12 protein-coding genes are annotated in these 13795 nt (G+C 57.1%); 9 read left to right on the top strand and 3 right to left on the bottom strand.

Annotated elements, in window-relative coordinates; translation table 11 throughout:
• Positions 1-33 precede the first annotated feature (33 nt).
• The gene (locus tag YBN1229_RS10325; protein WP_046478252.1) at positions 34-1974 is read left to right on the top strand and encodes a sigma 54-interacting transcriptional regulator; all 1941 of its coding nucleotides are present in this window, start codon (positions 34-36) and stop codon (positions 1972-1974) included.
• Positions 1975-1978: 4 nt separating this feature from the next.
• On the opposite strand, the gene YBN1229_RS10330 is transcribed toward YBN1229_RS10325, so the two are convergent.
• Positions 1979-2557 (bottom strand): glutathione S-transferase, encoded by a 579-nt coding sequence (locus YBN1229_RS10330; protein WP_046478253.1) that lies wholly within the window; start codon positions 2555-2557, stop codon positions 1979-1981.
• A 189-nt stretch (positions 2558-2746) separates the two neighbouring features.
• Between YBN1229_RS10330 and YBN1229_RS10335 the strand changes: the two genes are divergently transcribed.
• The 3 genes from YBN1229_RS10335 to YBN1229_RS10345 all read left to right on the top strand — a co-directional run bounded on the left by YBN1229_RS10335 (position 2747) and on the right by YBN1229_RS10345 (position 6396).
• Positions 2747-4180: a multicopper oxidase family protein gene (locus YBN1229_RS10335; protein WP_052743851.1), complete on the top strand. Its 1434-nt coding sequence runs from the start codon at positions 2747-2749 to the stop codon at positions 4178-4180.
• Between the two features lie 262 nt (positions 4181-4442).
• A complete protein-coding gene (locus tag YBN1229_RS10340; protein WP_046478254.1) occupies positions 4443-5012 on the top strand; it encodes a TRAP transporter small permease subunit in 570 nt (189 codons plus the stop codon).
• A gap of 1 nt (position 5013) precedes the next feature.
• Positions 5014-6396 (top strand): TRAP transporter large permease, encoded by a 1383-nt coding sequence (locus YBN1229_RS10345; protein ID WP_046478255.1) that lies wholly within the window; start codon positions 5014-5016, stop codon positions 6394-6396.
• Here the strand turns inward: YBN1229_RS10345 and YBN1229_RS10350 are convergent.
• Both YBN1229_RS10350 and YBN1229_RS10355 read right to left on the bottom strand, forming a co-directional pair.
• Positions 6393-7331 (bottom strand): LysR family transcriptional regulator, encoded by a 939-nt coding sequence (locus tag YBN1229_RS10350; RefSeq protein WP_046478256.1) that lies wholly within the window; start codon positions 7329-7331, stop codon positions 6393-6395. The two genes, YBN1229_RS10345 and YBN1229_RS10350, sit on opposite strands and share 4 nt — an antisense overlap.
• The gene (locus YBN1229_RS10355; protein ID WP_052743852.1) at positions 7328-7954 is read right to left on the bottom strand and encodes a carboxymuconolactone decarboxylase family protein; all 627 of its coding nucleotides are present in this window, start codon (positions 7952-7954) and stop codon (positions 7328-7330) included. The genes YBN1229_RS10350 and YBN1229_RS10355 overlap by 4 nt, the downstream gene beginning before the upstream one ends.
• 277 nt (positions 7955-8231) lie before the next feature.
• On the opposite strand from YBN1229_RS10355, the gene YBN1229_RS10360 reads away from it, so the two are divergent.
• The 5 genes from YBN1229_RS10360 to YBN1229_RS10380 all read left to right on the top strand — a co-directional run bounded on the left by YBN1229_RS10360 (position 8232) and on the right by YBN1229_RS10380 (position 13776).
• A complete protein-coding gene (locus YBN1229_RS10360; RefSeq protein ID WP_046478257.1) occupies positions 8232-9332 on the top strand; it encodes a TRAP transporter substrate-binding protein in 1101 nt (366 codons plus the stop codon).
• 189 nt (positions 9333-9521) lie between these two features.
• On the top strand, positions 9522-10550 hold the full coding sequence (locus YBN1229_RS10365) for a PDR/VanB family oxidoreductase (RefSeq protein ID WP_052743853.1): 1029 nt from the start codon (positions 9522-9524) through the stop codon (positions 10548-10550).
• Between the two features lie 61 nt (positions 10551-10611).
• Positions 10612-11736, top strand: a complete 1125-nt coding sequence (locus tag YBN1229_RS10370; protein WP_046478258.1) for a Rieske 2Fe-2S domain-containing protein — start codon at positions 10612-10614, stop codon at positions 11734-11736.
• Between the two features lie 28 nt (positions 11737-11764).
• The gene (locus YBN1229_RS10375; protein WP_046478259.1) at positions 11765-12979 is read left to right on the top strand and encodes a CaiB/BaiF CoA transferase family protein; all 1215 of its coding nucleotides are present in this window, start codon (positions 11765-11767) and stop codon (positions 12977-12979) included.
• Positions 12980-13023: 44 nt separating this feature from the next.
• Positions 13024-13776 (top strand): enoyl-CoA hydratase/isomerase family protein, encoded by a 753-nt coding sequence (locus YBN1229_RS10380; RefSeq protein WP_052743854.1) that lies wholly within the window; start codon positions 13024-13026, stop codon positions 13774-13776.
• Positions 13777-13795 lie beyond the last annotated feature (19 nt).

The following is a 13795-nucleotide window of genomic DNA, read 5'->3' on the forward strand; positions in this document are numbered from 1 at the left end:
CGAGTTTTATGCTCTTCGGCAGGGGGCTTTGTCATGAATGTAATCCCAACCGATATCCTCGGAGCGGAAGCTTCTCCGGGTTTGGCTGACGATCCCGCGGCGCGGCTGCTTCTTACGGGGTTTGAAGCATCACCCCAGGCACAATTAATCATCTTCCCGTTGGAGAATGCAGTTCTGCGTGCCAACGAGGCTGCCTGCCGCTTTTTTGGGCTGACACGCGCTGAACTCCTGACGACGAGAGTAAGCGACCTTTACCCGGACTCCTTCGGCGAGCTGCACGTGGCCTCGGAAGCGGCGATGGTAAAGGGCCATACGATTTCGCGAGACCTCGTCGCAAAGGCAGCAGAGGATGCGTCGAAGTCGGTGGAGCACGAGTTTGTGGCCTGCGGAACAGGCAGGGGCGCCGTGCTGATCCTCAAAATTCATGATCTCGATGCCATGCAGCGGCGTGCGGTGGACAACGAAGCCAACGTCACAATTCGTCGTGGTCTGGAAGAGTGGCGCAAAGCCGAGCGCATCTTTCGCGAAATCGAGCAGCGCAATCAGCTCATTCTGTCCGCCGCGGGTGAGGGCATCTATGGTGTTGACGACAACGGCATTACGACCTTCGTAAATCCGGCGGCTGAAAGAATGTTGGGATGGACTGCGGAGGAGCTGATCGGCCGCAAGATCCACGACGTCGTTCACTCCAAGCATGCGGACGGCTCGCATTACCCGGTGGAATGCTGCCCAATCTACAATGCGTTCAGGGAATGCGTCGTGACCTGCGTCGATGACGAGGTGTTCTGGCGCAAGGACGGCAAGCCCCTGTGGATCGAATACACGTCGACGCCGCTCATGCAGGATGGCCGCTCCATCGGCGCTGTCGTGATCTTTCGCGATATATCCGAACGCAAGAGCAATGAAGATAAGCTCATGAAGGCGCTTGATGAGAACGCTGCCCTGCGTGAGCGGCTGGAAAAGGAAAACGCCTACCTGCAGGAAGAAATTCTCACGCATTCGAACCACCACGAAATTCTGGGGACGTCGGCTGGTACGATGCGCATCATTCGCCAGATCGACGTCGTTGCGCCGACGGACGCCAACGTTCTGATCACTGGGGAGAGCGGAACGGGCAAGGAGCTGGTCGCGGTCGCGATTCATAAGGCGTCAGCACGGAAGAACCGTCCGTTAATTCGTGTGAACTGCGCGGCAATTCCACGTGAACTGTTTGAAAGTGAATTCTTCGGGCACGTTAAAGGCGCGTTCTCCGGCGCATTGCGTGACCGCGTCGGTCGCTTCGAACTGGCCGATGGCGGAACCCTCTTTCTCGACGAGGTGGGCGAGATCCCGATCGACCTCCAGTCGAAGCTCCTGCGCGTGCTGCAGGAGGGCTATTTCGAACGGGTAGGTGAGGAGCACACGCGCGGCGTCGATGTTCGCATTATCGCCGCGACGAACCGTGATCTTGAGAAGGAGGTGTTGGCGGGGCGCTTCCGCGAAGATCTGTTCTTCCGTCTCAATGTGTTTCCCATAGAGTGCCAGCCGCTACGGAAGCGGCCGGAAGATATAGCAACGCTGGCTCAAAACTTCCTGAGCGTCAGTTGCCGGCGAATGAATATATCTGAGCCACGTATGACCCGCGCCGACATGGAGGCCTTGCAACGCTACAATTGGCCGGGCAATGCGCGTGAACTCCAGAACGTCATGGAGCGGGCCGCGATTTTGTCGACGCGGGGCAAATTGCAGCTCAACCTTCCGGGAAGAACAGATACGCCGAAAGAGGCGCGCGCGCCCGCCAAGGCAGCGACATCTGTCGATGAAGATCGGATACTGACGGCGCAGGAATTGGATGAGCTTGAAAGAAGCAATCTGGAACGTGCCCTTATGGCGAGCCAAGGGCGGGTGTCGGGCGCAGGTGGCGCTGCCGAGCGTCTCCAGATAAATCCGCAAACGCTCTACTCGAAACTGCGCAAGCTTCAGCTCAAGATCTAAGTGCTTAAACCTTCGTCGCCAGCATCGAAGGACGCGTGCTAACCTCTTCCAGCCAGGGCCCCAAACCAGGCTGGAGGCTACGCCAATCGAGCTCCTTCAGCCGCAAGTCCAAATAGGCGAGCGCGCAGGCCAAGCCAATATCGCCCAGGTCGAAGCGACCGGACGGCGGAGTTGGTACCCTGGGCAAGGCGCGGGTGATAGCGTTACGCTGCCTTTCAAGCCAGGAATGCCACTGGAACTCAACGGGACGGCGCACTTCCAGAACCGATGCCACTGTGGCATCCTTCAGCCCTTGGGCTATTCCTGCGCGCGTAAGGACTTCCAGCCTGTTCGGCTGAACGAGCGAAGGCGCGGCACTAATGTTGTCCAGATATTCGCATATGGTCGTGCTCTCAGTGATGACGCCATCTTCTTTCGTCGCAAGTGTGGGAACCTTGCAGAATGGCGACACCGCAAGCAGGTCCTCCGGGTCCTTCCAGGGATTGACCTCCACAAGTTCGAACGCATCCACGAGCCCCTTCTCATGTGCCACCACGAGCACTTTGCGAGCGTATGGCGAGGTAGGGCTGTAAAACAACTTCATCTAGGGGATCCTGTGGCAAGGCACTGACTGAATGTGCGGGCAGAGCCGGATTTACAAGCCGCTTGATGCCACCTTCGAACTCGCAATGCAAAGTCTGGAGTGACGCCTGAATACCTGACCGCGAAATTCGGCTAAACTGCAGAATAACGTAATTGGCAAGAGCTGGCGGCACCCGCAGTGCGCGGAGGGATGATGCGCTTCACGATCACGCGACGACAATTCACTGGGGGTGCCTCGGCTTTTGCCGCTGCGACAGTCTTGGCGGGGTCGCTGAAAGCGCAACAGCCTTCCACAAATGAACAGGTACGGCGATTAACCGCTAAGCTGGGTGAAGCCGAACTGTTGGAGACAGATGCGCCGCGCACGCCGATCTGGGGCTACGAGGGCCATGTGCCTGGGCCTGAATTGCGCGTTGCGCAGGGCAAACCAGTCGCCATTGATCTCGTCAATTCGCTGCCTCAGCCGACGACAATCCACTGGCACGGCATTCGGATCGATAACAGCATGGACGGCGTTGCAGGGCTCACGCAAACCCCGGTCACTCCGGGCGAAACTTTCGCGTACCGCTTCTCGCCACCTGATGCCGGCACCTATTGGTATCATCCGCATAACCGGACCTGGGAGCAGTTGGCACGCGGTCTTTATGGCCCATTCATCGTTGAAGAGCAGCAGCCACCGCCCTGTGATCAAGATCTGGTCCTGATGATCGATGACTGGCGCCTCGGGGACAACGGTCACATCGACGAGGCGTCCCTTGGAAGCATGCACGACATTTCGCATGCGGGACGACTGGGCAACGTCCTGACGCTCAACGGGCGCGGCGAACAGGATATCCCGGTACGCGCTGGGCAGCGCCTGCGCCTACGGCTCATCAATGCTGCCAACGCACGCATTATCGGGATTACGTTCGAGGGACATGTCCCGATGGTGATCGCGCTCGATGGGCAGCCATTAGATCGTCCGTTTGCGCCGGGCAATAACCTCGTACGCCTAGCTCCTGCACAACGCGCAGATCTTATTTTGGATTGCGACCAGGACGTCGGGGCGCAGACTTCGATCCTGGCCGATACCGGTCGGGAGAAGTTGCGTATTGGCCGTTTTGTCTATCATAAGGAAAAGCGCGAACGGCCGAATATCCTGACCGACATTCCTTTACTGCCCCAAAACCCGATGCCGGGCGCATTGGACCTCGATCGTGCCATCAACGTAGATCTTGAGATGACCGGCGGTGCGATGTCGGCGTTTGAAGCCGCCGAGTACAAAGGTAAGCGCTATGGTGCGCGCGAGCTGGTCCGCGAGCATCATAAAATTTGGGCATTCAACGGAATTGTTGGAATGCCCCAATCGCCGTTGATGCAGATACCGCTTGGGAAAACGGTAAAAGTACGCATTGTCAATCGTACGGCTTGGCCGCACGCGATGCACTTCCATGGCCATCACGTAAAGGAGGTCGCGCACGCGCGGCGAACGCCTCTACCCTATTGGCGCGATACGATTTTGATGGAGCGCGGTGAAGAGGTAACGGTCGCCTTCCTGGCGCATAATCCGGGACGCTGGATGCTTCACTGCCATATGCTTGAGCATCAAGCCGGCGGTATGAGCAGCTGGTACGAGGTCGCGTAAGCCTTCATGACTCTAAAGCGCGGGACGCTCACCAATACAGAATTCCTGTTGAATCCTTATTCAATAAATTCGTTTGAGTTGATGGGTCGTCTTTGCGACTGTCGACCCAAACTGAATTCGGTTTCCATTTCGGGGCTGGATTGCGACGTGCGTCTGTGCTGAAAACGCTGGGCTTTGATCCAGGTGGCAACATGATGCGCACTAAAATTATAGAGCTTGAAAAAGCCGGTTAGGGTGGAAGCGCTTTGGGTTTCGGGGGGACATGGAAGGTCTTGCTGCGGCGGTAACCGCCATAGAGTGGTTTAACGAACGCGTTGGTCGCGTCATCTCGTGGCTCAGCATATTACTAGTCTTCAACACGTGCCTAGTCGCTGTGCTGCGATATGGGTTCAGTCTGGGCTGGGTTTGGCTGCAGGAAGTTTACTTGTGGACCCACGCCATCATCTTCCTTTTGGCATCGGGTTACACGCTTCTCCACGACGGGCACGTCCGCATTGACGTCTTTTACGGCGCCGCAAGCCCAAAAACAAAAGCCCTGATCAACGGTTTCGGAACGCTCGCATTCCTGTTTCCGACACTCATTTTGATCTGGTGGGTCTCCTACCCTTATGTCGAGCTGTCCTGGAGCCGGCTTGAAGGCTCTCAGGAGGCTGGCGGATTAGCCGGCCTGTTTCTGCTTAAGAGCTGCATCCTTGCCTTCGTCGTCCTCGTTGGTCTTCAAGGCTTAGCGTTATTGCTGAGAAGCATCTTGGTGCTCCGTGGCGCCGAAGAATGGAGTCCGGATTTTAACGCCGCGCCTCAAGGCTCAGCTGCAGCTCATTCGGGGGAATAAGATGCCGACAAACGAACTTATGAGCATTCTGCTTCTCGTCGCAGTTTGCGCCGCCATGATGCTCGGCTTTCCCGTCGCCTTTACGTTGGCGGGAGTATCGGTTGTGTTTGCGTTCATCGGGGCTTCGATGGGCGTGTTCGATTTGTTCTTTTTCAACGCAATCCCTGGTCGCCTCTACGGCGTGATGAGCAACGAGGTTCTTGTTGCTGTACCGTTGTTTGTGTTCATGGGCGTGATGCTCGAACGCTCGCGGATTGCTGATGAACTCCTGGAAACGATGGGCCAATGCTTCGGCTCGTTGCGCGGTGGCCTAGGCATATCCGTAACCATCGTCGGCATGTTGCTGGCGGCCTCGACGGGCATCGTCGGAGCAACAGTTGTCACCATGGGGCTATTGAGCCTGCCTGCGATGTTGAAGGCAGGTTACGACCCCAAGCTGGCCTGCGGAACGGTCTGTGCCTCGGGCACGCTGGGTCAGATCATCCCCCCGTCGATTGCCTTGGTCGTGCTGGCTGACTCGCTATCTGGCGTATATGCGGAATCGCAGCTCGCAAAGGGCAATTTCATCGTCGAACCGTTCAGTGTCATCGATCTGTTCGCGGGCGCCTTGATCCCAGGGCTAATGCTGAGCAGCCTATACATCCTCTATCTCGTCTACATGGCTATCTTTAACCCTGAGACGAGCCCGGCATATTATCGCAAGGATGTCGGGCGGACGGAGCTGATCCTCAAGATCGCAAAGGCTCTCGTGCCACCGATCTTCCTTATCCTGGCAGTGCTCGGGTCCATCCTGGGAGGTCTGGCCACGCCAACAGAAGCAGCGTCATTCGGTGGCGTGGGGGCAACTCTGTTGGCTTTCCTTCGCGGGCAACTTAAGATCAGCGTATTGCGTGAGGTCGCAAGTTCAACGGCACGTATTTCCGCAATGGTGTTTGCGATCTTGATCGGCGCGTCGATCTTTTCGCTGACGTTCCGCGGCTTTGGCGGCGATCATTTGGTTCATGAGTTTCTGACGGGCCTACCGGGCGGGTTCTTCACCGCCATGCTCATTGTCATGCTTGTTATGTTCGTGATGGGCTTTGTGCTCGACTTTATCGAAATCGTTTTCATCGTTGTGCCCATCGTAGCACCAGCGCTTTTCATGGCCGATATCAGCCCTGTTTGGCTCGGCGTGATGATGGGTATCAACCTGCAGACGAGCTTCCTGACACCACCATTTGGTTGGGCGCTGTTCTATATCAGAGGCGTGACACCATCGTCGATCAAGACCACGACGATCTATCGGGGTGTGATGCCGTTTATCGCAATACAGATCCTGATGCTGGCCATCATCTGGACCTTCCCCGAAATTGCGACCTGGCTGCCGTCAGTCCTTTTGGGCTAAGACGCGGGTAAGGATGAACGTTTTTCCCGCCGGCCGGATTTGGCCGGCGGCACATCGGAAAAGTTACTCACCGCAGCGGCCAGTCGCGCAATTTTCCGCGCGACTGGTTGAATGCTGCCGATAGCCGTCGTTGCGGTGAATTCCACGCGAGGAACCGCCGGATCGGTTTCGAGGATCTTCAATCGTCCTGAATCGATCGTGTCCTGATGGCAGCGAGGCGGGAGCAGCGTTAAGCCGAGGCCAGCTGCTGCCAGCGAGGCAGCGACGCCGAAGCTTTTGCACGTATCTACGCGGCGGCAATAAGCGTCACCCGAGCGGAACCAATCTTCAATTGAGGTGTAGTGATACGACTCTCGCGATAAAGCGATGATCGGATATTCCTGCATAAGCTTGGGTGTGAGAACTGAATCCGGCACGCCAAGAGACGGACTGGCGACCCACGCGAAATCGACGTATCCGAGCGGCACTGGCGTCGTGCTATAGCCGGGAACACGACCGGGAATCAGGATGAGATCAAGTGAGCCCTGATTCAATCGCTCAATAAGATTATGGGTGAGCGCTTCGTCCAGCTCCACGGTGATGGATGGAAACCGCTCATGGATGAGCTTCATAAGCGCGGGAAGCCACGTGACCGAAATCATCTCAACGACACCGATACGCAAGATGCCGGTCGCGGCGTCTTCTGCCCCAATGGTTTGCTGAATTTCAACCGAAAGCCGCATCGCCTGTTCTGCGTAGGCCATTAGCTCGCGACCCTTGGCCGTCGGGCGCGCTGTGCGTTGACTTCGGTCGAAAAGTTCGACGCCCAAATCGCGCTCAAGCTCTATGATGCGCATGGAGACAGTAGATTGCGTTGCATTGAGCCGCTGAGCCGCCGAGCAGAAGCTACCCAGTTTGGCGGCCCAATAATACGTTTCCAATTGCTTGAAATTCATTGGGCTTCCTCGCGCGATGTTTTGTCGTTCGTACGCGCGGGCGATGTCGGCATACCTTCGCCAGCCTCCAATCCAGAGCCAGAGAGCATTGTCATGAGACTTGTCTCGGCGTCGATTTGCAGTGCCTGATTGAACTTGTTGAACAATGTGCACAAACCGATGCGCACGGTGAGTTCGACAATCTCCCGCTCGTCGAAATGCTTGGAGAGATCCTCAAATACGCTGTCCCTGATGCCCCAGGCTCGTTCGGACACAAGCCGCGCATAATCCCGTACGAGGCGTTCCTTCTCGCTGAGGCCGGGTACATCGGGCTCCAAAATGTTTTCGATGGTTTCAGGCTCTAGCCCGTGCGCAGCCAAGGCGGCTCCGTGATGTCCGACGCAATAAGGGCAAGCGTTGACGCGGCTCGTCGTAACCACAGCGATTTCAATCAGTCGTGGCGAGAGGCTTGGCGATGATCGTAAGGCCTCGATCAATCCATAGAGATGCCGAAACGCATCCGGTGAGTGGGCAAGCACGCGGACTTGGTTCGTGAAGTCGCGCGGAGGGGTTGAGAACGTTTTCCAAAGCGTTTGAAGGTCGGCCGGCAATGCCGACCCGTCTAATTCGCCCACGCGCGCCATGCGTTCAGCCTCCCCGATCTTCGCTGAAATGATTGGGTGTGTATCGACTGATTTTCATGGAACACCCCCGACGTTTCAATTTTATCCTATCAGATTTAATGGAGAGTCTAGATTGAAAATAATCGATTGTAGTGATGCGTTTCGTCTCCGATAGTGTTCGCATGGGATCGTCGAACGCTCCGCGACGCAGCGGCAGCGAGCGTCGGTTCCTGCAAAAAAGGGGGTGTCGTAAAGTAAGCGGGGCTCCCGATAAAAATGATTGTCGGAGGAAATACCCATGCATCGCAGGACATTCATGGTGTCTGCTGCAGCGACAACGGCTGCGGCAGCCGCTGCGACTTTCCCCAAGCCAGCAATTGCCCAAAACAAGCGTAAATGGCGGATGGTGACGACTTGGCAAAAGAACCTGCCAGGGCTCGGCACAGGAGCGCAGTACTTTGCGGATCAGGTGACCAAGTGCACCGGCGGACGTTTGTCCGTTGAGCTCTTCGCTGCCGGCGAAATCGTACCGGCATTTGAATCCATCGACGCGGTGAAGACGGGTACTGTCGAGATGGGCCATGGGTGCCCTTATTATTGGAAGGGCAAAGCACCCGCGGCTGAAATTGTCAGTAACTTCCCCTTCGGTCTGACCGCTCAGGAATACAATGCCTGGTATCACTTCGGCGGCGGTGAAAAGCTGTGCGATGAACTTTATGCCGATGCGTTTGGCTGCAAGTTCTTTCCCTGCGGTAACACCGGCGTGCAGCATCCGGGCTGGAGCCGCAAAGAGGTCAATACGCTCGACGACATTAAAGGTCTGAAGGTGCGTATGCCGGGTCTCGGTGGCGAGGTGATGAAGCGTCTCGGTGCCACCGTTGTTAACTTGCCGGCCAACGAAGTAACGACCGCGCTGGCCTCTGGTGCGATCGACTGGGTCGAGTGGAACAACCCTTACGGTGAAGCATCCTTGGGCTTCTGGCGCCACGCGAAGTACTACTACACCCCGGGCTGGCACGAGCCGGGAACAGTGCTCGAACTCTTCGTCAATAAGAAGCAGTGGGATTCGCTCGAAGACGATCTCAAAGCGATCGTTCAGCAATGTGCATTCTCTGCGAATGTTGTCATGTTGAGTGAATTCCAGGCGCGCTCTGGGCCCATCCTTGATCAGTTTGTGAACAAGCACGGCGTCGAGATCCGGAGGCTCAACGACGAGCAGATCACGAAACTCGGCGAAACGTCTGCTGAGGTTCTAAACGAGATCACGGAACGGGATGCGTTGGCGAAGAAGATCTTTGCCAGCATGAACAAGTTCCGTGGCGAGCAGAAAGCTTACACCACCGTTGCGGAAGGAGATTTCCTCCACGCACGTTCACTGAATTTCAGCTGGCCCGCCTAACGAGCTACTGATGCCGGTGCCCTGCAAAGCATGGCGTGCAGGGCGCCGGCCCTTATTTTACGGCGTTTTGGCGTCATGATGATCAAAAAAATTGATGATATTCGTTCTTTTAATATCGTTTGCGTCGATTGATGGGATGGGCGAGCATGAGCATGAAAGCAACACGGCTTATCACGCCGGAGGGTGGACATGCTTGAAGAGACGGACAGGTTTGAAAACGAGATGAATGAGACGTCAACGGATGACGATCTGGCACGGCGCAAGGAAAAGCGTACGGTACGTGTCGCTAAAATCGAAGACGTTGCAGAAGGCATAAAGACCTTTGAATTCGTCGCTTCTGATGAGACGCCGTTGGCTCCGTTTACGGCCGGCGCACACGTCGAAGTGCATTTGAAGGATGGAACCATTCGTTCCTATTCACTTTGCAACGATCCGGCGGAACGGCACCGGTACGTCATCGCAGTCCTGAAGGAAGAAAACGGCCGCGGCGGTTCGAAGTTGATGCATGAGGCAATCAGCGAGGGCGACTCGTTGGTGGTCAGCAATCCGCGCAATCACTTTCCTTTGGCTGGCCGGGAGGCACGCGCGCATCTGTTGTTGGCAGGTGGCATCGGCGTAACGCCAATGATGGCCATGATAGCGGAACTGGACGCCAAGGGTGCGCGGTGGTCGATGCACTACGCAACCCGCAGTCCCGAGCGGACAGCGTTTCTCAAGCAGCTCGCGCCTTACGTCGAGGCTGGCAAGGTCACGATCCATCACGATGGCGGGATACCTCAGAATGGGCTCGACATCAGAGCTCTTCTCTCCAACTACGAGATTGGAACGCACCTTTATTTCTGTGGTCCCCAGGGGTTCATGAACGCCTGTGGCGAATGCACGGAAGCGTGGCCACCCCATGCCGTCCACCGCGAATACTTCGCTTCAGCCGGCATTGAATACGATCAGTCGGAGAATGTGCCCTTCGAGGTCAAGATCAAGAGCACGGGGCAAACGTTGCCGGTTCCTTCCGATCGCTCAATTTCCGAAGTCCTGAAGGACGCCGGTTGCGTCGTCGATACCGACTGCGAGGATGGATACTGCGGCACCTGCATTACACGTTACCTCTCCGGTAATCCTGAGCATCGCGACACCGTTCTGAGCGACAAAGAGCGCAAGAGCTACGTGATGGTCTGCTGCGCGCGAGCCAAGGGCGGCGTGCTTGAATTGGATCTCTAACCGAGGCCCGGAGCTGCAAGTTACCCCAGAACAAAACAATAAACACGAGCGAGGAAACGAAATGACCGAACAGATTTTTGTGCGAGACTGCTGGTATGTTGCCGGGCTCTCGTCTGACTTTCCCAAAGAGAAGCTGACGGGGCACACGATCGCCAAACGTCCGATCGTGATGTGGCGAACGAAGGATGGCGATGTCGTTGCCTATGACGATCGCTGCTCTCATAAACGCTTTCCGCTGTCCAAGGGCCGCTTGATGGAAGATGGCACGCTCGAGTGCGCCTATCACGGTCTGCGCTATGACACGTCCGGCAAGTGCGTGATGATCCCGTCTCACCCCACCGGGCCTATCTCCCCGCAAGCCGTAGTCCGCGCGTTTCCTGTGATAGAGCAGGATGGCTTAGTTTGGATCTGGCCGGGTGATCCCGATAAGTCTGAAACACGCAAGCCGCCTCGCGTGCCTGAGGTTGGCGATGACAAATGGGAATCGATCTGCGTCGGCCCCATGACCGTCGACTCGAACTATCTGCTTCTGATCGAGAACCTGCTCGATATCACGCACTTCTATCCGCTGCACGATGGCAACATCGGTGATATCGCCAACAGCCGTATTCCGATCGAGTTGGAAGAGGGCGAAGTTGACGGCAACAAGTATGTAATGACCATTCGCAAGACCAACGACTACGCCCAGCCGCCCTACCTTGTAGATTGGTTCCACTACGATGTCGTTGACCGGCACCACACGCACTGCCTTATGAATCCTGGTGTTACGCGCGTGGTTATGCGCAACGCCCCTCCAGGCGAGCTCGCACCGCGTGAAGGCGACCAGGAATACCCCGGGGAGATGAACGTCGAGGGTGTTGAGCGTGGGTACGTGCTGATCCATACGCACACCCCGATTGATGAGCGTAACCACGTGTGGCGCATCATCATCAATTGCCCCGCACATCATATGTCCAAGGGTGATCCTTCCAAATCGACCGCGCGCCGCGCCTCTGAAATGTTCCCCGATGTGGCGGCAGAGGATCTCTGGGCGGTTGCTGAGCAACAGAAGATGTTTGAATACCCTGACGAGGGCTATTCTGAAGTCTTCCTCAAGCCGGATCTTGCCCTGCGTCGCGCACGTAAGATCTTCGCCGATATGCATCGCGAGGAGACGGCCGGTCGCCCAGCCGAAGCCGCGGAATAAGATTGCTTCGGCAAGGGGACAACAAGAAATGGCTAAGAGCAGAGGGCCCAACGGGCCACTCGCCGGAGTGAAGGTTCTTGAGTTCGGTCAAATCGCAGCGGGCCCGTTTACGGGCTCGCTGTTGGCCGACCTTGGAGCTGACGTCGTTAAGGTGGAAAATCCAGTCGGGGGCGACGGCATGCGCGGTTGGCCGCCATTGACGCCGAGCCCGGATGGCGAGGTCTACAGCGAGAACTTCGCTTCGCTTAATCGCAACAAGCGTTCTATCGCCGTCGACCTGAAGGACAAGCCGAGCATCGCGCACCTCAAGGAATTGATGGCTGCCAGCGATGTGATCATCGAGAACTTCCGCGCTGGCGTGTTGCGTCGGCTCGGGCTCGGCTATGATGAGGCCAGTCGCCTCAACCCTCGTCTCGTCTATTGCTCCATATCGGGTTTCGGGCAAACCGGCCCATATGCGCAGCGCGGTGCTTTCGACGTGACGGTGCAGGCTATGAGCGGCCTGATGAGCGTGACAGGAGAAGAGGGACGCCCGCCTGTAAAATGCGGCGTGCCGGTCGGCGACTTCTGCGCTGGTCTGTACGGGGCTTACACGATCCTCGCGGCCTTGATGCGTGCCCGCGAAACGGGTGAAGGGGCCTACATTGATTGCTCGATGCTGGGCTCGCTCGTCGGCGTTGCAGCGCTCCAGACCAGTGAGTTTTTCGGCACCGGTCGTGACGGGCGGCGCCTGGGCTCCGCGCATCCGCGCAACGCGCCTTACCAAGCCTATCGCGCCAGCGACGATTATTTCGTGATCGCCGCCGGTAACAATGAGCTTTGGAAGCAGGTTGCCGAAGCTGTCGGTTTGCCCGAGCTGACCGAAGATCCACGCTTCAAAACTCAGCTTGACCGCGCCCAAAATCAGGAGGCGTTGGCGGAAATCCTAAATACTCCGTTTTCCCAAAAGTCTGCGAGCGAGTGGCTCGAGGAGATGGATCGCCGCGGGGTCCCGTCGGCGCCCATCAACACCTATCGGGAGATCCTGGCTGATCCGCATGTCCGTGAAATGGGACTGATACATGAGTTGCGGTTGCCGAATGGCGTTCAGACGTGCACAACGGCTTATCCGGTGAAGATGACGGGATACGAGTTTGAGATCTCCCGTGAGCCTCCACAACTCGGTGCTCACACCGAAGAGGTATTCGAGGAGTGGCTCAGCTCGCCTGCACGCGTCGTGGCGCAGGGTGGAACCGGTCGTTGAAGCTCGGAAACTCCGAAACGCAACAGGAAAGCTAAGACCTGTCTATGACCATAGATGAACGGCTCGACGCGAACAGCGTCGAGGTTAGCAAGGACGGAACAACGACAACGCTGACGTTGTCACGGCCAGCCAAGCTCAACTCGCTCGATAGCGGTATTGTCGAAGAACTTCTCTCTGCGCTTGAAGTCTGCCGGGGCGACGGAACGCGTCTCGTCGTGTTCCGTGGCGCGGGTAAGGGCTTTTCGGGAGGTTTCGACTTTACTGGCCTGGAAGAACAGACAGAGGGCGATCTCGCTCTGCGCTTCTTGCGTGTTGAGGCACTTCTCCAGGCAGTGCACTATGCTCCGTTCGTGACGATGGCTCTTGTGCACGGACCCTGCTTCGGCGCAGCCGCCGATTTGGTCGCCTCGTGCACGCATCGTATCGCTGCGCCAGGCGCGCGCTTCCGCATGCCGGGCTTGCGTTTTGGTGTCGTGTTGGGCACGCGGCGATTGGCCGAAGTCATCGGCCGGGACAATGCCCGTGATGTGCTGTCGAAGTCCAAGATCTTGGAAGCTAACGAAGCTCTGCGCATCGGCTTCCTAACGGGAATTGCGGAACAGGATAACTGGCCGCAACTGGTGACAGAAGCAACGGAAGCCGCATCCATTCTGAGTGCGTCGCGACTGGAACGCGTCCTGCAACTGACGAACGACGATCGCCGGGATTCTGATCTCGCCGAATTAGCCCGCTCGGTCATGGAGCCGGGGCTCAAAACCCGAATTTCCGACTACATCGCCTCGATGAAGAAGAAATAAGCCGGCCGCTGCCTGCCGT

Origin of the sequence: Candidatus Filomicrobium marinum (assembly GCF_000981545.1) — a bacterium.
Classification (GTDB): Bacteria; Pseudomonadota; Alphaproteobacteria; order Rhizobiales; family Hyphomicrobiaceae; genus Filomicrobium; species Filomicrobium insigne.

What these genes read in the sequence shown, in the direction of transcription:
- YBN1229_RS10325 (WP_046478252.1), top strand. Translation starts at nt 34, where the DNA reads ATGAATGTAATCCCAACCGATATCCTCGGAGCGGAAGCTTCTCCGGGT.
- YBN1229_RS10330 (WP_046478253.1), bottom strand. Translation starts at nt 2,557, where the DNA reads ATGAAGTTGTTTTACAGCCCTACCTCGCCATACGCTCGCAAAGTGCTC.
- YBN1229_RS10335 (WP_052743851.1), top strand. Translation starts at nt 2,747, where the DNA reads ATGATGCGCTTCACGATCACGCGACGACAATTCACTGGGGGTGCCTCG.
- YBN1229_RS10340 (WP_046478254.1), top strand. Translation starts at nt 4,443, where the DNA reads ATGGAAGGTCTTGCTGCGGCGGTAACCGCCATAGAGTGGTTTAACGAA.
- YBN1229_RS10345 (WP_046478255.1), top strand. Translation starts at nt 5,014, where the DNA reads ATGCCGACAAACGAACTTATGAGCATTCTGCTTCTCGTCGCAGTTTGC.
- YBN1229_RS10350 (WP_046478256.1), bottom strand. Translation starts at nt 7,331, where the DNA reads ATGAATTTCAAGCAATTGGAAACGTATTATTGGGCCGCCAAACTGGGT.
- YBN1229_RS10355 (WP_052743852.1), bottom strand. Translation starts at nt 7,954, where the DNA reads ATGGCGCGCGTGGGCGAATTAGACGGGTCGGCATTGCCGGCCGACCTT.
- YBN1229_RS10360 (WP_046478257.1), top strand. Translation starts at nt 8,232, where the DNA reads ATGCATCGCAGGACATTCATGGTGTCTGCTGCAGCGACAACGGCTGCG.
- YBN1229_RS10365 (WP_052743853.1), top strand. Translation starts at nt 9,522, where the DNA reads ATGCTTGAAGAGACGGACAGGTTTGAAAACGAGATGAATGAGACGTCA.
- YBN1229_RS10370 (WP_046478258.1), top strand. Translation starts at nt 10,612, where the DNA reads ATGACCGAACAGATTTTTGTGCGAGACTGCTGGTATGTTGCCGGGCTC.
- YBN1229_RS10375 (WP_046478259.1), top strand. Translation starts at nt 11,765, where the DNA reads ATGGCTAAGAGCAGAGGGCCCAACGGGCCACTCGCCGGAGTGAAGGTT.
- YBN1229_RS10380 (WP_052743854.1), top strand. Translation starts at nt 13,024, where the DNA reads ATGACCATAGATGAACGGCTCGACGCGAACAGCGTCGAGGTTAGCAAG.